The organism is Marinobacter sp. S0848L (genome assembly GCF_023016065.1).
Lineage (GTDB): Bacteria > Pseudomonadota > Gammaproteobacteria > Pseudomonadales > Oleiphilaceae > Marinobacter.
Map to the genome: position 1 here is coordinate 305,276 of NZ_JALKAQ010000002.1, position 19,314 is coordinate 324,589.

Annotated in this window: 16 protein-coding genes; 15 read left to right on the plus strand and 1 reads right to left on the minus strand. The window is 53.5% G+C overall.

Annotated features, from left to right (window positions below; all coding sequences use genetic code 11):
* Positions 1-5: 5 nt before the first annotated feature.
* Positions 6-1,148 carry an MFS transporter gene (locus MWU64_RS04530; protein WP_348645546.1) on the plus strand — a complete coding sequence of 381 codons (1,143 nt, stop codon included), beginning with the start codon at positions 6-8 and terminating at the stop codon, positions 1,146-1,148.
* A 29-nt stretch (positions 1,149-1,177) separates the two neighbouring features.
* Here the strand turns inward: MWU64_RS04530 and MWU64_RS04535 are convergent, their stop codons facing one another.
* A complete protein-coding gene (locus MWU64_RS04535; protein WP_247061712.1) occupies positions 1,178-2,050 on the minus strand; it encodes a LysR family transcriptional regulator in 873 nt (290 codons plus the stop codon).
* Between the two features lie 497 nt (positions 2,051-2,547).
* Between MWU64_RS04535 and leuC the strand changes: the two genes are divergently transcribed.
* From leuC to purF, 14 genes are all read left to right on the plus strand, one after another.
* Positions 2,548-3,966, plus strand: coding sequence for a 3-isopropylmalate dehydratase large subunit (gene leuC, locus MWU64_RS04540; RefSeq protein ID WP_247061714.1), 1,419 nt, complete (start codon positions 2,548-2,550; stop codon positions 3,964-3,966).
* Between the two features lie 17 nt (positions 3,967-3,983).
* The gene (gene leuD, locus MWU64_RS04545; RefSeq protein WP_247061716.1) at positions 3,984-4,631 is read left to right on the plus strand and encodes a 3-isopropylmalate dehydratase small subunit; all 648 of its coding nucleotides are present in this window, start codon (positions 3,984-3,986) and stop codon (positions 4,629-4,631) included.
* Between the two features lie 15 nt (positions 4,632-4,646).
* The gene (gene leuB, locus MWU64_RS04550; RefSeq protein WP_247061718.1) at positions 4,647-5,720 is read left to right on the plus strand and encodes a 3-isopropylmalate dehydrogenase; all 1,074 of its coding nucleotides are present in this window, start codon (positions 4,647-4,649) and stop codon (positions 5,718-5,720) included.
* Positions 5,721-5,841: 121 nt separating this feature from the next.
* Complete coding sequence (gene asd / locus MWU64_RS04555) at positions 5,842-6,957, plus strand: aspartate-semialdehyde dehydrogenase (RefSeq protein ID WP_247061720.1); 1,116 nt, start codon at positions 5,842-5,844, stop codon at positions 6,955-6,957.
* Between the two features lie 282 nt (positions 6,958-7,239).
* Positions 7,240-10,380 carry a FimV/HubP family polar landmark protein gene (locus MWU64_RS04560; protein ID WP_247061722.1) on the plus strand — a complete coding sequence of 1,047 codons (3,141 nt, stop codon included), beginning with the start codon at positions 7,240-7,242 and terminating at the stop codon, positions 10,378-10,380.
* An 87-nt stretch (positions 10,381-10,467) separates the two neighbouring features.
* The gene (truA, locus tag MWU64_RS04565) at positions 10,468-11,376 is read left to right on the plus strand and encodes a tRNA pseudouridine(38-40) synthase TruA (RefSeq protein WP_247061724.1); all 909 of its coding nucleotides are present in this window, start codon (positions 10,468-10,470) and stop codon (positions 11,374-11,376) included.
* Complete coding sequence (locus tag MWU64_RS04570) at positions 11,373-12,002, plus strand: phosphoribosylanthranilate isomerase (RefSeq protein WP_247061733.1); 630 nt, start codon at positions 11,373-11,375, stop codon at positions 12,000-12,002. Before truA ends, MWU64_RS04570 begins: the two co-directional genes overlap by 4 nt.
* A gap of 4 nt (positions 12,003-12,006) precedes the next feature.
* Positions 12,007-13,203 (plus strand): tryptophan synthase subunit beta, encoded by a 1,197-nt coding sequence (gene trpB / locus MWU64_RS04575; RefSeq protein ID WP_348645547.1) that lies wholly within the window; start codon positions 12,007-12,009, stop codon positions 13,201-13,203.
* Positions 13,204-13,220: 17 nt separating this feature from the next.
* Positions 13,221-14,030, plus strand: coding sequence for a tryptophan synthase subunit alpha (trpA, locus tag MWU64_RS04580; protein ID WP_247061735.1), 810 nt, complete (start codon positions 13,221-13,223; stop codon positions 14,028-14,030).
* Positions 14,031-14,068: 38 nt separating this feature from the next.
* Positions 14,069-14,995: an acetyl-CoA carboxylase, carboxyltransferase subunit beta gene (accD, locus tag MWU64_RS04585; RefSeq protein ID WP_247061737.1), complete on the plus strand. Its 927-nt coding sequence runs from the start codon at positions 14,069-14,071 to the stop codon at positions 14,993-14,995.
* Positions 14,979-16,283, plus strand: a complete 1,305-nt coding sequence (gene folC, locus MWU64_RS04590; RefSeq protein WP_247062064.1) for a bifunctional tetrahydrofolate synthase/dihydrofolate synthase — start codon at positions 14,979-14,981, stop codon at positions 16,281-16,283. Before accD ends, folC begins: the two co-directional genes overlap by 17 nt.
* A 90-nt stretch (positions 16,284-16,373) precedes the next feature.
* On the plus strand, positions 16,374-17,048 hold the full coding sequence (locus MWU64_RS04595; protein WP_247061739.1) for an SPOR domain-containing protein: 675 nt from the start codon (positions 16,374-16,376) through the stop codon (positions 17,046-17,048).
* A gap of 93 nt (positions 17,049-17,141) precedes the next feature.
* Positions 17,142-17,711, plus strand: a complete 570-nt coding sequence (locus tag MWU64_RS04600) for a CvpA family protein (RefSeq protein WP_247061741.1) — start codon at positions 17,142-17,144, stop codon at positions 17,709-17,711.
* Positions 17,712-17,745: 34 nt separating this feature from the next.
* The gene (purF, locus tag MWU64_RS04605) at positions 17,746-19,293 is read left to right on the plus strand and encodes an amidophosphoribosyltransferase (RefSeq protein WP_247061743.1); all 1,548 of its coding nucleotides are present in this window, start codon (positions 17,746-17,748) and stop codon (positions 19,291-19,293) included.
* Positions 19,294-19,314: the final 21 nt, after the last annotated feature.

The window sequence follows — 19,314 nt, forward strand, 5'->3', positions numbered from 1 at the left end:
ACACCATCTACTGGCGGCTGTCTAACCTCTACTTCTGGTTCTTTGCCCTCTTAGGAGGGCTTTTGCCTTACTGGTCCCTCTATCTGGAGGGGCAGGGCTTTTCCTATCTGCAAATCGCCACGCTCATGGCGACCATCCAGCTAACCAAAATTGTAGCTCCCAGTTTGTGGGGATGGCTAGGCGACCGGACCGGGCAGCGTGTTCGTCTGGTTCGCTTTGGCGCTATTACAGGCTCATTGTTCTTTGCGGGCGTGTTTCTGGAGCCGGGCTTCTACGGCCTGTTGTTGGTTATGTTGGTCTTCACCTTCTTCTGGAATGCCATTCTTCCGCTCTATGAAGTTATTACCTTGCGGGTGCTGGGCGCGCAGAGAGAAAAATATGGCAAAGTTCGCCTTTGGGGATCGGTGGGTTTTATCGGTGCGGTCGCGCTGGTTGGCGCGTTGTTGGAGTGGCTGCCGATTGAATACCTTCCATGGCTGCTGTTACCGGTGTTTGCCGGCATCGCCGTTTCAGCGTTTTTGATACCGTCAGACCGTGGTGAGCTTAAGCAGCGTGCGCCCAGGGGTAGCTTGAAGGCGATTGTCACCCACCCGGCGGTGATTGCATTCTTTGCGATGAACTTTCTGTTGCAGGTGTCCCATGGGGCCTATTACACCTTCTTCAGCATTCACCTTGAGCAACATGGCTACGGTAAATTATCCATCGGCATGCTGTGGTCGCTCGGTGTGATTGCGGAAATCGTACTGTTCCTGTTTTTGCATCGGCTAACCCGGCGGTTATCTGTCCGGCAGGTCGTGCTTGGCGCATTAGTCCTGACCTTGATTCGCTGGGCCCTTATTGCCGAACTGACGGCCGTTGTTCCAATTCTGATTTTTGCTCAACTGCTGCACGCCGCGTCTTACGGTGTCTTGCACGCGGTTTCGGTTCAGTACGTTCAGGGGTTCTTCGGCAAGCATCACCATGGCCAAGGGCAGGCATTGTATAGCGGATTGACGTTCGGTGCGGGTGGCGCGCTCGGTGCGTGGATGTCTGGATTTCTGGTGGATGGCTACAGCACGACCGCGGCGTTCTGGGGCGGTGCAGTCGCTATGGCTGTTGCGATCGTTGTGACTTGGTGGGGGCTGAAACCGCCGCCCGATCAAGCATAGGCAATGGGCTTAATGTTTGTTTCCATCTTTTACGTCGATTCTTCCATCTGCACAACGTCCAGCATGGCTCTGGCGGCTTGGCTCAGGTGTCTTCCCGAGAGCCCGACAGCACCAAGCACTCGGCTGACCGTGATTCCCGTGTCAAGTTGATGCAGCGTTCTGTCTGCCATGCTCAATGGTAGAACGCTCCAGCCTAGGCCGACACTCGTCATCATTTTAATGGTTTCCAGGTAGTTTGTCGGGATTTGTTGCTTCAGGGGTAAGTTGGCTTCCAGAAAGAGGCGGCTTACGGCTCGATAGGTGGCGGTTGTGGTGTCTGGCAGTAGTGCAGGGTATTTTGCCAAATCGCTTAGCGTTGTCGTGTTGTTCGCGGCCAGTTCGTGGTCGGGTCCGGTAACGAACGCCATGGGGTCGGGCCACTGTTGGTACACTTTGAACTGGCTTTCCATGCTGTCGCTGAGCGTTACGAATGCAAGCTCTGCGTTGCGTTTGACCATTTGGCTGTAGGCTGCATCAGACTCCATAAATTGCAGGTTTACGGATACCTCGGGGTATTCTCGCGCGAAACGGCGTAGCCAATTGGGCAGGTGGTGCAGGCCAATGTGGTGGCTGGCGATGATGTTCAGTTCGCCGGTGATGGTGCCGTTATCGGATGATAGCGCGGCTTTTGCGTTGTGTATGTCATCGAGTATTTGTCGGGCGTGGGGGAGTAGCCGGCTGCCTGCGTCGGTCAGGCGGATTTCCCGGTGGCCCCGTTCGATCAGTTTGGTTCCGAGTTGGTGCTCTAATGTAGCCAAGCGTTTGCTGACGGCTGGCTGTGTCAGATGCAGCGTTTCGGCGGCCTCGGAGAAAGAGCCTTGGTCAACGATTGTCAGGAATGCTTTTAGGGAGTTTGCGTCCATTTTTTAGGTCTCACCTGTCTCGAACTGCACCTTTGGAGTGTGTCGCGACTTCAGTACCCCCTCCCAAAAACCGCTACGAGCACATCCATGTGCGCTTCTCTTCGGCCATCCATGGCCTACGAAATTTTTGGGAGGGGGTACTGAAGTCGCTAACTGTGCACCTGCATATGCCGTTTAGTTTCGATTTTATCTGTGCCGGTGAATTACGTGATGAGCATTGGGGCGCTATCGATACGGGGTGGCTTTTCAAAACCGTTGAGGGCCATGGACGGCCCGAAACGAGCCTACAGGGACGTGCTCGTAGGCGTGTTTTGAAAAGCCACCCCGTATCGGTAGTGACCTGCACTCAAGATGGTTACCAGTCGAACCAAAACTATCATCGATAACCATTTGGAATGCAATGAATGAAAAACATGAATTGGGGTTATTGGGCGCAAAATAGTATGATGGCCCCAGTTTAGAATGAAACAGAAACCCCCAGAGAGTGAGAGAGAATCATGGCGGGCAAGACCTTATACGACAAGTTGTGGGATGACCATTTGGTCAAACAGCGCGATGACGGTTCAGCATTGATCTATATCGATCGCCAGTTGCTGCACGAAGTTACATCGCCGCAGGCGTTTGAAGGCCTCCGGTTGGCTAACCGTAAGCCGTGGCGCATTGATGCGAACCTGGCAACGCCGGATCACAACGTACCGACTACCGACCGTGACAAAGGCATCGATGGCATTGTCGATCCAGTGTCTCGTACCCAGGTTGAAACCTTGGGCAAGAACTGCGATGAGTTCGGTATTCTCGAGTTCAAGATCAAAGACATTCGCCAAGGTATTGTTCACGTTATCGGGCCAGAGCAAGGCGCTACTTTGCCGGGTATGAGTATTGTGTGTGGTGACTCCCATACCTCGACACACGGCGCGTTTGGTTGCTTGGCGCACGGTATCGGCACCTCCGAGGTTGAGCACGTACTGGCCACTCAGTGCCTGGTTCAGAAGAAGATGAAAAACATGCTGGTCAAAGTGACTGGTAAGTTGGGCGCGGGCGTGACCGGCAAAGACGTAGTGTTGGCGATTATCGGTAAGATCGGCACGGCCGGCGGCACGGGTTATGCCATCGAATTCGGTGGTGAGGCGATTCGTGGTTTGAGCATGGAAGGCCGGATGACCATTTGTAATATGGCCATCGAAGGCGGTGCGCGTGTCGGTATGGTCGGGGTAGACGACACCACGATCGAATACGTAAAGGACCGCCCATTTGCGCCCAAGGGTGAAACCTGGGACAAGGCCGTTGAATACTGGCGCACGTTGCACAGTGATGATGACGCGGTTTTCGACAAGATCGTCGAAATCGATGGCACAAAAATTCAGCCGCAAGTGAGTTGGGGTACTTCACCTGAGATGGTGGCAGATGTAGGTGCGAACGTGCCGGATCCTGCGAAAGAAGAAGATCCCATCAAGCGTGAAGGCATTGTCCGTGCACTGAAGTACATGGGCTTGGAACCGAATCAGAAGATTACCGACATCAAACTGGATCGTGTGTTTATTGGCTCTTGTACCAACAGCCGTATTGAAGATCTGCGTGAGGCCGCTGCGGTTGTTAAAGGCCGCAAGGTTGCTGCTGGTTTGAAGCAGGCGATGGTAGTGCCCGGTTCCGGTTTGGTGAAAGAGCAGGCAGAGAAGGAAGGTTTGGATAAGATCTTCATCGAAGCCGGTCTTGAGTGGCGTGACCCAGGTTGTTCCATGTGCCTGGCGATGAACGCCGACAAGTTGGGGCAGGGCGAGCATTGTGCGTCTACGTCAAACCGTAACTTCGAAGGTCGTCAAGGTTTCGGTGGGCGTACTCACTTGGTGAGCCCGGCGATGGCTGCTGCTGCTGCAGTAACGGGCCACTTTGTTGATGTCCGTGAGTTGATGAACTGATCCACAGGAGAGACACCATGCGAGCATTTACGCAACATCAGGGCATCGTTGCCCCCATGGACCGTTCCAATGTGGATACGGACATGATTATTCCCAAGCAGTTTTTGAAATCCATCAAGCGTACGGGCTTTGGCCCGAACTTGTTTGATGAGCTGCGCTATCTGGATGAAGGTAAGCCGGATCAGGATTGTGCGGGACGGCCGTTGAATCCGGACTTCGTGTTAAATCAGGAGCGGTACAAGAATGCCAGCGTGTTGTTGGCGCGCGCCAACTTTGGTTGCGGATCGAGTCGCGAGCACGCGCCGTGGGCACTGGATGATTACGGTTTTCGTGTGATTATCGCGCCGAGCTTTGCGGATATATTCTACAACAATTGCTTTAAGAATGGTCTGTTACCGATTGTTCTTGAAGAGGAAATCGTTGATAAGCTTTTTGAAAGTGTCGAAGCGAACGAAGGGTATCAGCTGACCGTTGATCTTGAGGCTCAGACCGTCACGACACCAGACGGTGAGTCCTTCAGCTTTGAGGTTGATAACTTCCGTCGCCATTGTTTGCTGAACGGTTTGGATGACATCGGCGTTACCCTCGAAGACGCCGATGCCATCAAAGCGTACGAAGACGCGCGTCGCCAAAGCGCTCCCTGGTTGTTTAACGCTGGAAATTGATAAAAGGATTCTGATATGTCCCGTAGTGTGTTGTTGTTGCCAGGTGATGGCATTGGCCCCGAGATTGTCGCAGAAGCTGAAAAAGTGCTGAACAAGGTCAACGAAAAGTTTTCCTTAGGTTTGTCTTTTGATACCGCTCTGGTTGGGGGTGCGGCGATCGATGCGGAAGATACACCGCTGCCGGCCGACACTTTGGATAAGGCACGTAAAGCCGAAGCCATTTTGCTGGGTGCGGTAGGTGGTCCTAAGTGGGATAGCCTGCCCATGGCAAAGCGTCCGGAAAAAGGTCTGTTGGGTTTGCGGTCCAGTCTGGAATTGTTTGCGAACTTGCGGCCGGCTATTCTCTACCCGCAATTGGCGTCTGCTTCATCGCTCAAGCCCGAGGTGGTTTCCGGTTTGGATATCTTGATTGTTCGTGAGCTGACGGGCGGCATTTATTTTGGTCAGCCGCGTGGTGTGCGTCTGCTGGAAAGCGGTGAGCGTCAGGGTTACAACACCTATCAGTACACTGAGTCTGAAATTCGCCGTATTGGCCGTGTTGCGTTTGAAGCCGCACAGCAGCGCGGTAAGAAGCTGTGCTCAGTCGATAAAGCAAACGTTCTGGAAGTGACCGTGCTGTGGCGCGAGATCATGGAAGAGTTGAAGGGTGAATATCCAGACGTCGAACTGTCCCATATGTACGTTGATAATGCGGCGATGCAGTTAGTGAAAGCGCCAAAGCAGTTCGACGTGATTGTGACTGGCAACATGTTTGGTGATATTCTTTCTGACGAAGCAGCAATGCTGACCGGCTCAATTGGTATGTTGCCGTCTGCTTCGCTGAATTCCGAGAAGCAGGGTATGTATGAGCCCTGCCACGGTTCAGCGCCGGATATTGCCGGGCAGGGCATTGCGAATCCGCTGGCCACGATTATCAGTGCAGCAATGATGTTGCGGTACAGTCTGAACGAAGACGAAGCCGCAGAAGCGATTGAAGCTGCGGTCAGCAAGGTATTGGACCAAGGTTTGCGTACCGCCGATATTATGTCAGAAGGCGGCAAGAAGGTTTCGACCCGTGAGATGGGCGAAGCTGTACTGAGTGCGCTTTAAAATTTTGGTTCAGAAACCGAGGCCCGACAGCGGCGCGATGCAGTCGTTGCGGGATCATCCATCCGGTCCCTGCCAGCGATAACGGTAGGGGCGGGCATAATGTGAGGTTCAAAGGTCGCACATGAAGCGAGTTGGACTTGTAGGTTGGCGTGGCATGGTGGGGTCTGTCCTCATGCAACGCATGCGCGAAGAAAATGATTTTGCTGACATCGATCCGGTGTTCTTTACCACATCCCAGGCGGGTAAGCCGGCTCCGGATGTAGGCAAAGAGGGCGTTCCGGCTCTTCAGGATGCATTTGATATCGACATCCTGAAAACGATGGACGTGATTGTCACGTGTCAGGGCGGTGATTACACCTCCGCGGTTTACGAAAAGCTGCGTGATGCGGGCTGGCAGGGTTACTGGATTGATGCAGCTTCTACCCTGCGGATGGCTGATCATTCCGTCATCGTTCTGGACCCGGTTAACCGTAACGTTATCGATGAAGCGCTCGAGAAGGGTGTGAAAGATTACGTTGGTGGCAACTGCACCGTAAGTCTTATGATGTTGGCTCTGGGCGGGCTGCTCGAGCAGGATCTGATCGAGTGGGTGTCGCCAATGACCTATCAGGCGGCTTCTGGTTCCGGCGCACAGAACATGCGTGAGTTGCTGAACCAGATGGGCGCGTTGAACGACAGCGTCAAGTCTGAGCTAGAGGATACTTCCTCTGCGATTCTGGAAATCGACCGCAAGGTCACCGACACCATGCGTTCAGGCGATTTTCCAACGGAACATTTTGGTGTGCCGCTTGCAGGTAGCCTGATTCCGTTTATCGACAAGCAGCTTGATAACGGCATGAGCAAGGAAGAATGGAAGGCCGGTGTTGAAACCAACAAAATTCTTGGTCGCAGTGGTAACCCGATTCCGATTGATGGCATTTGCGTTCGTATTGGCGCGATGCGTTCTCATAGTCAGGCGCTGACCATCAAGTTGAAAAAGGATTTGCCGGTTTCAGAGATTGAAAGCATTCTGGCAAAAGGTAACGATTGGGTGAAGGTCATTCCGAATGATCGCGACGCGACCATGCAGGAGCTGACCCCAACGAAGGTAACAGGTACTTTGAGTGTGCCAATCGGACGTATTCGGAAGTTAGCCATGGGGCCGGAATACATCTCCGCGTTCACCGTCGGTGATCAGTTGTTGTGGGGCGCTGCAGAGCCGCTTCGCAGAATGCTGAGAATCCTTCAGGAACGTTAAAAATTGTTACAGGTTGGTCATTAATGCCAACTGTGTCCGGTTTTTCATAAGCCGGTTCGGGGCGGGTGCTGATTTCAGTGTCCGCCCCTGTTATTTTCAGGGACACTAATGAGTTCCATGGGAGTGGTGAACTAATGGTGCAAGGAATGCAGCTGATTGATTGATAAAAGAGGTTTTATCAACAATACTCCCAAACTATAAAAAGACGAAAGTCATCCAACCTCGTCCGATTCTGTTGAGATTCAGCAGTCAAAGAATAACGGAGACTGGAAAGGAAAAAGCATGAAGGTACGCAAGCTTGCGGTTGCCCTGGCGTTGGCGGGAGGGCTCGGCTCGGGCATGGCTCAGGCCCTGGGGCTGGGTGAAATTGAGATGCAGTCCTGGTTGAATCAGCCGCTGGATGCTGAGATTTCGTTGCGACAAAGTCGTGGAGTCGATCCCGGTGATGTCTTCGTTAACGTGGCTCCTGAAGCTGCTTACCAACGAGTCGGAATTGAGCGACATCAGTTTCTGAGCAAACTGAAATTTGAAGTAGTAACAGAGGCAGACGGTAATCTCGTGATCAATGTGTCATCACGGGAACCTTTCCGCGAACCTTACCTGAATTTCCTTCTCGAGCTCACTTGGCCTAGTGGTCGCTTGATGCGTGAATACGCCGTACTGGTCGATCCTCCGGTCTATGCGGAAGAGTCGGGCATACGTGAGCAAGTAACGCCGCCCACATCGGCTCCGCAGCGCAGCACGGCTTCCCAGGCCAGCCGCAGTGTCGAGTCTGTGCGCCGACAAGCCGCTGTTCAAAGCTCCCGTACCTCTAGCGCCAGCGCTGACAGTTTTGGCCCTACCGGACCGTCTGACACGCTTTGGACCATTGCTCAGCGCATGCGTCCAGATAGCTCGGTGTCAATGCAGCAGGTCATGCTGGCTATCCAGGATAAAAATCCGGAAGCATTTATTGGCGGAAACATTAACCGCCTTAAGCGCGGGCAGGTACTGCGCGCACCAAGTCTCGCTGAAATTGAACGTCGTAGCCAAGCTGAAGCATCTCGGGTGGTTGCAAAGCAGAATCAGGAGCTTAAATCTCCACGCCCTGTCGATGCCACGCAAACAGCTGAGGCTGCTCAGCCGTCGAATGTGAATCCTCAAGAGGGCGGAGCTGAGCTTCGCTTGATTGCCGCTGATGACACCGAAGCTCGTACCGAAGAACAGGGTGGTTCTGCCGGCGGGGATGGCTCCAGCGAAGGGGGTGTGGATGCAGGGTCTGCAGTCGCGATGGAGGAGCTTGAAGCCACGCGTCGCGAGAACGAAGAGCTGAATTCCAAGCTTGAAGACATGCAAGCCCAGGTTGAGACGCTTCAGCGTCTTCTGGAGCTGAAGAGTTCCCAGCTTGCTGATCTGCAAGGCGTAGTCTCCGAAGAGTCCTCCGCTGCTCCGGGGGACGTAGAAGTTGGCCAGGTTGCTGAAGGCAGTGCCGACGAAGCCTCGGGGGAAGAAGTAGAAGCGCCCGAAACAGGTTCTGATGACGTTGTCCCGGCGCAGGATGAAAATGCCGAAGCCGGGGAAACCGGTGCGGAAAAATCGCAGGCCTCAGAAGAAAGTGTCTCTGGAGAATCTGTAGAGGCAGCAATCGCGGATGAAGACGAAGACGTGGCCGGTGCCGCGGAATCAGAAATGGTTGCTCAAGAAGGTGGCGAGACGGCTCCGGAAGACGCTGTAACCGAGGGTGCAGAAGAATCGGCACAACCGATTGCGAGCGCGGACAATGCGGAACCCAATGTTCAACAGTCGGAAGAACGCCAGCCTGAGCAGCAATCTAAAAAAGGTTTGCTGGGTCAGTTGATGGATGCGGTCGTCGGGAATCCGATGTACCAGATCGCCTTAGGTGGCGGTCTGATCCTGTTACTGCTTCTGCTTTTGTTGGTCGCTCGTAGGAACGCTAATCGCGAGAAGGCGTTTTACGATCAGTTAAACGCGGATGATGACGGCGATACAGAAGGCTTTGAACTCTCCGCTGCGGATGAGTCAAGTCAGGTCGCAGTCAGCCCAGAGGGCGACGAGGTGTTGGCAGAAGCCAATAGCTATATTGCATACGGCCAGCATGATAAGGCGGCCGAAGTGCTGGAAACGGCTATTTCCCGCGAACCAAGCCGTACGGATTTGCGTCTGAAGCTGCTTGAAAGCTATGCCGAGGCGCAGGATTATCAGTCTTTTGACAAGCAGTTTGGCGAAGTGGAAGCCTTGGGTGATGACGAAGCGCTCGCTAAAGCTGTGGTTCTTAAGCAGCAGCTGCAAGATGCGCAAGAAATGCCGAGTATAGACGATCTTGAAAACGAGCTTCGCTCCGATTCGCTGGCTGGCTTCGCATCAGAAACCTACGATAACGAGAACGAGCCTGAAGTGTCCGCAACGCCTTTGGACGATGAATTTGAAGGGCTAGACGATAGCTTGGGCGAGTTTGATTTAAATGATGACCTCGAGGGCGATAAAGAGCGCGTTAGCTCACCAGATGATCCTATTGAGTACGATCTTACCGGTATTGCAGCGCTCGATAATTCAGAGGAGGCAACGGAAAAGCCTTCTGAGGAATCCGATTTCTCATCGTTTGAAATGGATGTCGATTCGGACTCTCAAGTTGCAAAGCCCGATGACGTTCTTGGCGAAGATGAGTTCAGTCTTGATTTTGAGCTAAGCGAAGAAGATGAAGCTGTTTTCGGTTCGGGTGAGTCGGAAGATGCGATTGACCCAGAGCTGGATTTGACAGAAAGCCTTAATATTGACGGTGAGCTGGACGAGTTGGCCGCTCTCGCGGGTGATACCGAGGAGCAGTCAGAAGCGGAAAATGAGGCTGTATCTTTGGATGAAGTCTCGAGTGACGATGGTCTGGATGAGTCTTTCCTCGATGAACTGGATGCAGAGCTGGACAAGGTGGAAGAAGACAATGAGTCCGAGCCTCTGGATTTGAGTGAATCGGCTCTGGACGATCTTGAGTTGGATGTTTCCGACGACGACCTGGCTTTGATGGACGAGTTTGCTGAACTTGATGTTGCCGATCCAGAGAACGAGGATGCGAATGCCTTGAGTGAGGAGCTCGGCCTTGAAGACGCGCTTGATAAACTGGATCAAGATGATGAGGCAAGTGCCGATTCGGATGACGGTATTCCGTCATTGGATACCGAAGTCGATACAGGTGAAGACGTAAACAAAGGTTTGTCTGGCCTTGATATCGATGATGCGGATCTTGGCGACGACGATGATTTCGACTTCCTCGCCGGTACTGATGAAGCGGCAACCAAGCTTGATTTGGCGCGCGCCTACGTAGAGATGGGCGACGGCGATGGTGCCAGGGACATTTTGGAAGAAGTTGCTTTGGAAGGTAACGAGGAGCAGAAGGCCGAAGCGCAAGAGCTTCTTAAAAATCTCTCCTGATTCGTTATAATCAACCTATAACGGCAACAGCGCCGGCCATTGTGCCGGCGCTTTGTTTTTCTGAACCCGAAAAAACTGGATGCTCCATTGTTTCTTCAGCCGCACCCTTTAACGACACATAATGCGATTGGCGACGGTCGTGTTGTCATTGCGTTCGAATACGATGGTCAAGCATTTCACGGTTGGCAGCAGCAAAAAAGTGGCGTTCGTTCGGTTCAGGCTGAGCTAACGAAAGCAGTCAGTAAAATTGCCAACCACGACGTTGAGTTGGTGTGCGCGGGTCGGACAGATGCAGGCGTTCATGCGAGCTTTCAGGTCGTTCATTTTGATACTAAGGCTGTGCGTACGTTGCGGTCTTGGGTTATGGGTATCAATACGGCTCTGCCAAACGACATAGCGGTGCACTGGGCAGGCAGTGGCGAAGGTGATTTCCATGCCCGCTTCTCTGCCATCTACCGCCGTTATCGCTACGTTATTTTTAACAATCCGGTTCGGCCGGGTATTCAGCGCGGTCAGGTGAGTTGGAATTTTCGGCCGTTGGATGCTGAAAAAATGCACGAAGCGGCGCAAGCGCTGGTCGGCGAGCACGATTTTTCGTCTTTCCGGGCTGCAGGGTGTCAATCCCGAACCCCCATTCGCTTTTTGGAGCGTATCGCCGTCTCCCGCTCAGGCGACTACGTGGTGATTGATGTGCAGGCCAATGCGTTCCTGCATCACATGGTCCGTAACATTGCCGGCGCCCTTATGGCTGTAGGTACCGGCGAGCAAGCAGTAGGATGGGTCGGCGATGTGCTGGCCGCCCGGGACAGAACGATTGCAGGAGTGACCGCGCCGCCATACGGGCTTTATCTGGTGGATGTGGGGTATCCTGATCACTTCGACATTCCCCAAGCACTGTGTGGCCCGGCTTTCGTGTCGCCATGGTTCTCCCGGGAAGAGAATTTACCTATAGCCCCGACTCATATTCATCCCAAGCAACCGGTTACTGAATCATGAACGCGCGTGTAAAGATCTGTGGCGTAACCCGAGTAGAAGATGTAAGAACTGCTGTAGACAGCGGTGCGGATTCCATTGGTTTGGTATTTTACGAGCCCAGCCCGCGAGCGGTAACGATTGAGCAGGCACGGGCGTTGGCCGCAGCGATTCCGGCGTTTGTAACGGTCACGGGGCTGTTTGTGAACCCGGAGGCTGATTTTGTTAAAGAGGTTCTCAGTGCGGTTCCGCTGGATCTGTTGCAGTTCCACGGCGATGAAACGCCAGAGTTTTGCGAGTCGTTCGGGCGGCGGTGGATTAAAGCCATAAGAGTTCGGAGTTCAGAACAGATCTTAGAAGCCTATTCTACGTATAACAAAGCGGTAGGGTTGCTGGTTGATGCCTGGGATCCCGAACGCTATGGCGGAACAGGTCAATCCTTTAACTGGCAGCTGATACCCGATCACCGTCCTATCCCCTTGATATTGGCCGGCGGCTTGTCATCTGCTAACGTAGCCCGCGCCATTGAAGAGGTCCGCCCTTGGGCGGTTGATGTCAGCGGCGGGGTTGAGCTGAGTAAGGGTATTAAAGACGCCACCAAATTGTCTGAATTTTTTAAAGAGGTGCAAAGTGTCCGTAAAACTGACTGATGAAATGCTGAAGGCACTCCCGGATTCCAGAGGTCACTTTGGTGCCTTCGGTGGCCGTTTTGTTTCAGAAACCCTCATGGATTCGTTAATGACACTGGAGAAAGAGTATCTTCAGTTGAAAGACGACCCTGAATTTCAGGCCAATTTCGATAAAGATCTGGCCGACTATGTAGGCCGGCCAAGTCCGCTGTATTTTGCCGAACGCCTGACCCGGGAAACCGGTGGCGCACAGATCTGGCTCAAGCGGGAAGACCTCAACCATACCGGTGCCCACAAGGTGAACAACACCATCGGCCAGGCACTCCTTGCTAGTTTTTTGGGCAAAAAACGCATCATTGCTGAAACCGGCGCTGGTCAGCATGGCGTGGCCACCGCCACGGTTTGCGCCCGGCTCGGCCTTGAATGCCACATATTCATGGGTTCGGAAGATGTTCAGCGTCAATCTCTGAACGTTTATCGCATGAAGTTGTTGGGCGCCACCGTTCACGCTGTCGAGAGCGGCACGAAAACGCTCAAAGACGCTATGAACGAGGCCATGCGGGACTGGGTGGCAAACGTAGACGATACCTTCTACATCATTGGTACCGTAGCGGGGCCGCACCCGTACCCGCTATTAGTGCGCGACTTCCAATCTGTGATTGGCCGCGAGTTGCGTGAGCAGTCCATGGAAAAAATGGGCAAACTACCCGATGCCTTGGTTGCGTGTGTAGGTGGTGGCTCCAATGCCATTGGCATGTTTTACCCGTTCCTGACCGACGAGTCGGTTGAGCTTTACGGTGTAGAGGCAGGTGGTCTGGGTATCGAAACGGGTGATCACGCCGCGCCATTGTGTGCGGGTCGGCCGGGGGTACTGCACGGTAACCGAACCTACCTGATGGAAGACGAGAACGGCCAGATCTCAGGAACGCACTCCGTCAGTGCTGGATTGGATTACCCGGGGGTAGGGCCAGAGCACTCCTGGTTGAAAGACATCGGCCGCGCCCACTATGTATCCGTGACCGATGAAGAAGCGCTGGCCGGTTTCCGCACTTTGACTCAGGTCGAAGGCATTATGCCAGCACTGGAGTCGTCCCATGCGGTGGCCTATGCGCTGAAGCTGGCTGCGACTATGGATAAGGACAAAGTTCTGGTTATTAACGTGTCGGGCCGCGGCGATAAAGACATTCATACCATCGCCCAGTTGGATGGCATCGAGATCTGAAGGTATCAGGAGCAGGCATGAGTCGTATTGAAGGTGTATTGAAGTCCTTGAAAGAGCAGGGGCGCAAGGCGTTGATTCCCTATATCACGGCGGGGGATCCTCATCCTGATCAAACGGTCAGCCTGATGCATACTCTGGTCAAGGCCGGCGCCGACATCATCGAGCTTGGCGTTCCGTTTTCCGACCCGATGGCCGACGGCCCGGTCATCCAATTGGCGTGTGAGCGAGCGCTGAAGCACAACACCTCGTTGCGCCAAGTGATCGGTATGGTCGAAGAGTTTCGTAAAACCGATCCCGATACCCCAGTCGTGTTGATGGGCTACCTCAATCCGATGGAAGCCATGGGTTATGAAGCCTTCGCCGATGCGGCAGCAAAAGCCGGGGTTGATGGGGTGTTGACCGTTGACTTGCCGCCGGAAGAAGCTGGGGATGTTGCGCCACTATTTTCTAAGCGCAATATAGATCCGATCTTTTTGCTGGCGCCAACTACGACGGATGACCGAATTACGGCCATTAGCAAGCACTCTTCCGGTTATGTGTACTATGTTTCTATCAAGGGCGTGACCGGCTCGGCTACGATCAATGTTGATGAAGTCGCTGAGAAAGTGGCTCATATCCACGAGTTAACCGCACTTCCTGTCGGCGTTGGCTTTGGTATTCGGGATGCGGAAACCGCAGGCGCTATTGGCAAAGTATCCGATGGTGTAATTGTGGGTAGCGTACTGGTGGATACAATAGCCCGAAATCAATCAGATTCTGACGCATTGAACCAAGCGTTACACGATCTGTTGTACCCGATGCGCGAAGCACTGGATAGCCTTGCCTGATACGCGGGCATCCGGGCACAAAAGGACAGGACCTAAGCATGAGTAACTGGCTGGACAAGATAATGCCGAGCAAGATTCGCTCGGAATCAAGACAACGTACCGGTGTCCCGGAAGGGCTCTGGAAGAAGTGTCCGAAATGTGGCGCATTTCTATATAAGCCAGAGCTGGAAAAGAACCTGGATGTGTGTCCAAAGTGCAATCACCACCTTCGTGTGTCTGCTCGTCGCCGCCTTGAAATCTTTCTAGACAAAGATGGGCGCGAAGAGATTGCCGCTGGTCTCGAGCCGAACGATCGGCTGAAGTTTAAAGACACCAAACGTTACAAAGACCGTTTGGCAGCCGCTCAGAAAGCGACCGGCGAGAAAGATGCCTTGGTGGCGATGAGCGGTAGTACTTTGGGTGTGCCACTGGTTGCCTGCGCATTTGAATTTAACTTCCTTGGCGGCTCCATGGGCCAGGTTGTGGGTGAGAAGTTTGTTCAGGCCGCCAACGTTGCTTTGGAGCGCAGGATACCGCTGGTTTGCTTCTCGGCAAGTGGTGGCGCGCGTATGCAGGAAGCTATTCTGTCACTGATGCAGATGGCGAAAACTGCCGCGGTACTTGAGCGCATGAAAGAGGAGGGCATTCCCTACATTTCGGTGATGACCGATCCAGTGTTTGGTGGTGTTTCCGCGAGTTTGGCTATGTTGGGTGATCTCAACATTGCAGAGCCTTATGCGCTGATCGGATTCGCGGGGCCTCGGGTTATCGAACAGACCGTGCGTGAGAAGCTGCCGGAAGGTTTTCAGCGCAGTGAGTTTTTGTTGGAGCACGGTGCCATCGATATGATTCTGCACCGTCATCAGATGCGTGAGCGTATTGCGCACGTGCTGGCGAAATTCACGGGGCAGGAGAAGCCGGGCACCGAAGCGCCAATTGAGTTTGAAATCACAGAAAAGCCGGGTTCAGATGAATCTGTCGAGTAATTCCTGCAAGGCGGTAAAGAGCCCTAGCGAGGGCGCTTCGGTTAATGAATGGCTTCAGTGGTTAGAAGCCATTCATCCAACGGAAATCGACATGGGGCTTGACCGTGTTCTGGTGGTGCTTCGCCGCTTGTTCCCGAAAAAGCCCAATGCCCGAATCATTACCGTTGCCGGCACCAACGGGAAAGGTTCCACCGTTGCCACGCTGGAACGCCAGTTATTGGACGCTGGCCGCACGACGGGGGCTTACACTTCGCCTCATCTGCAGCACTACAACGAGCGTGTCCGTATCAACGGAGCTAATGTTTCCGATACGGCTTTGGTGGCTGCATTCGAAACGGTCGAAGAAGCTCGGGGTAGTGTCTCATTGACCTACTTCGAATTTGGAACCTTGGCTGCGTTTGTGGCCCTTGATCAAGCCGGTGTTCAGGATTGGGTGCTGGAGGTCGGTTTGGGGGGGCGGCTGGATGCAGTGAACGTTCTGGATGCCGATTACGCGATTATTACTTCCATCGATATTGATCATATCGGGTTTCTGGGTGATAACCGGGAGGTGATTGGATTCGAGAAAGCGGGTATTTTGCGCCCTGGAATTCCCGCGGTTTGCGCAGATCCGGTGCCGCCCAGTTCGGTGTTGCAACAGGCTGCTGCTCAGAAGGTTGATTTGCGGCTGACAGGCCGCGATTACCGCCTCGAGCCCCGTGCAAGCGACCCTGATATTATAGATTTGGTGATAGCAGATAAGCGTATTGCCTTGCCGGCCGGGCCATTGCCCATTGAAAGTGTAGCTGCGGCGACGGTTATGGCTGTGAAACTCCTGCCGGATGTGAGCCTTGACCGGCTGGGAGAGGCTGCTAAGGCAGTTAATCTGCCGGGGCGCTTCGAAAAGCTTAGTAGTACACCCTTGGTTATCGCCGATGTCGGCCACAATCCCCACGCCGCTCGTTGGCTGGCCAGTAAGCTTTATGAATTGAAGCAGCAACGTGGCGGTCGGGTCGTCGCGGTTTACGCGGCGCTTGGCGATAAAGATATTGAGGGTGTTGTGTCAGCTATGATGCCAGTTGTTGATCACTGGTGTCTGGCGGGCCTGGATGTGCCCCGAGGCTTGTCTGTTAGCGATCTTGAAGCTCGTGTGGGCGAGGTGTCCAGCGCCGGTGCCAGTGTCACCATCGCTGACGCTTTGGAGGCTGCCAAGAGTAAGGCTTCAGAGCCCGAAGACTGTGTCGTAGTGTTTGGATCCTTCTTTACCGTGGCCGAAGCAAGAGCGTTGCTGTTAGGTGGATCGCCTTAAACTTTGTTCATTGGCCGGATATGGCTTCAGTTCTGTTTTTCACACAGTTACTATCGAACTCAAATAGGTTGGCATAGGGAGTTCTTTCAGGTGGACGGATTAAAACAGCGAATCATTGGTGCTTTGGTTCTGATCTCCCTGGCTGTCATCTTTGTGCCAATGATTTTTGATGAGCCCCACTCACAGCGAAAATCCACGTCTATTACCATTCCTGAAGAGCCGCCGTTCCCCGAAGTGGATATGCCCGAAGAACCGTCAGGTGATGCTGTTGGTTATGAGGTTCCCTCAGATACGGTAGCGCCCGCGGCCGGCGAATCGGCGAAAGCACCGGGGTTCCGGATTATTGAGGATGAAAGCGTGCAAGCGACTGCAGAGCCTGAGCCAAGCGAGTCGTCACAGGCTGCACCGGTTAAACAGCCAGAAATCGCGGAAACCCAGTCTCCAGTGGAAAAGCCGCAGGCAGCGCCAGCTGAAAAAGCGTCGGCGACGCCTGCCGAAGAAAAGGCCGAATACACCCGCACCCTGGAGGGGGCCTGGGTTGTTCAGTTGGGAAGCTTCGGCAATGAAGGTAATGCCCGACGGTTGCGAGATAAAGTTATCGAAATGGGTTTTGGCGCCCATCTGCAGCAGTTTTCCAGCGGCGACAAAACGTTGACTCGTGTCTTCAGTGGTCCTTTTGTGAATCGCGACGATGCGGACGAGGCCAAGGCCAAACTGGATAAAAAGTTCGGTCTGAAAAGCTTGGTGACCAAAGGCGGAAAATAATTTCGCCAGAAACCGAATTATCTTGAGACGAGAGTTTGGTGCGCTCGCGTTTCCTGTTAGAATTGCCCCTTCGTTTTCTCCACCGGGTTGTTCATGGAATCGCTGATCTGGATTGACTGGGTCATCATTGCCCTCATTTCTGTTTCCACGCTCATCAGTCTGAAGCGGGGGTTCGTTCGCGAAGCTCTGTCATTGGTGACCTGGATCGGTGCATTTATCATCGCCCGCACCTTTCATCCGCAAATGCAGGCATTACTCGAATCATCCGTCGAGACACCGTTGGTTCGTTTGGTTGCTGCATTCGCCATTCTGTTTTTCGGCACTCTGATCGTGGGTGCCATCGTTAACAATCTCATTGGTCATTTGGTTCGCGCCACCGGTCTTTCAGCTACCGATCGGGTCTTGGGCATGGGGTTTGGTTTGCTCCGTGGCGTGGTGGTCGTCATCGTTGGCATCGCTTTCACCCGCTATACCCCGTTGGCTCAGGATACCTGGTGGCAATCCTCCGTCATGATTGATCGTTTGGCTGTGGTCGAAGATTGGTCTCGACGCACCTTTGGTGATGAATTTGCCCGCTTTCTGGGGCCGGCAGATGGTAGTTCAGATAATTCCCAGGCACCCAGTGAACCGCAAGGCGTGGAACCCGCGTCTGCCTCTCTCTAACATTCAGTTCTAACACTCGGAGAATCGTCCAGCCATGTGTGGCATTGTCGGTATTGTCAGTACTTCTAACGTCAATCAGATGCTTTATGATGCATTGACCGTTCTACAGCACCGTGGCCAGGATGCGGCGGGTATTGTTACCTTCCAGGATGACCGTTTCTTTTTGCGTAAAGACAATGGTTTAGTGAGAGACGTTTTCCACACGCGCCATATGCGTCGTTTAGTGGGCAATGTGGGTATCGGTCACGTTCGGTATCCGACGGCAGGCAGTGCAAGTTCTGCCGAAGCCCAACCGTTCTACGTAAACAGTCCCTACGGCATCACCCTTGCTCATAACGGCAACCTGACCAATGCCGACGAGTTGAGCAGCGATCTGTTCCGCACCGACCTTCGTCATATCAATACCAATTCCGATTCGGAAGTCCTGTTGAACGTGTTTGCACACGAGCTGCAGAAACTTGGCAAGCTGAACCCGACCAAAGACGAAATTTTTGCGGCTGTTCGTGCCGTTCATCAGCGCTGCCGCGGGGCCTACGGTGTGATTGCCATGATCACCGGCTACGGCATTGTTGGTTTCCGTGACCCTAACGGTATTCGCCCGGCGTGTTACGGCGTTCGTGACGGTGAGAACGGCCAGAAGGAGTACATGATTGCATCCGAGAGTGTAGCTCTCAATGCAGCAGGCTTTACATTGGTCCGGGATATTGAGCCCGGTGAAGCGGTGTATATTGAAACCGATGGAACGCTTTATTCAGAACAATGCGCGGAGTCACCGAAGCTTTATCCATGTATTTTTGAACACGTGTATTTTGCCCGCCCTGACTCCATCATGGACGGCGTTTCCGTGTACAAGGCTCGTCTGCGCATGGGTGAAGTACTGGCCGATAAAGTGCTGCGTGAACGCCCGGATCACGACATCGATGTGGTGATCCCGATTCCGGATACCAGTCGCACGTCTGCCATGCAAATGGCTTATCAACTCGGCGTGAAATATCGGGAAGGCTTTATCAAAAACCGCTATATCGGCCGGACTTTCATTATGCCGGGCCAGAAAATGCGGAAGAAATCGGTGCGCCAGAAGCTGAATCCTATCGATCTGGAATTCCGCGGCAAGAACGTCATGTTGGTGGACGACTCCATTGTTCGTGGTACCACCTGTAAAGAAATCGTTCAGATGGCCCGGGATGCCGGCGCGCGCAACGTTTATTTTGCATCCGCAGCGCCCCCGGTTCGGTACCCGAACGTTTACGGTATCGACATGCCGTCGGCTTCTGAACTGATCGCTCACGACCGCACCGTTGAAGAAGTTGGCGAACTGATCGGCACCGATTGGTTGGTCTATCAGGAACTGGATGATCTGATCTCGTGCGTTAACGACGTCAACGAAGCGATCGATGGTTGGGAATGCTCGGTGTTTAGTGGCAATTACATTACCGGCGACATCGATAAAGACTACCTGACACGCCTTGAGAATCGCCGGAAAGATAGCAGTACCGCGACCACCAGTGTGACGGACGTTGACTCAGATTCGGATTCTGACTCAGATAACGACAATATTGACCTACATAACGACGAAGACTGAGCACTGCCCAGTAACCAGGAG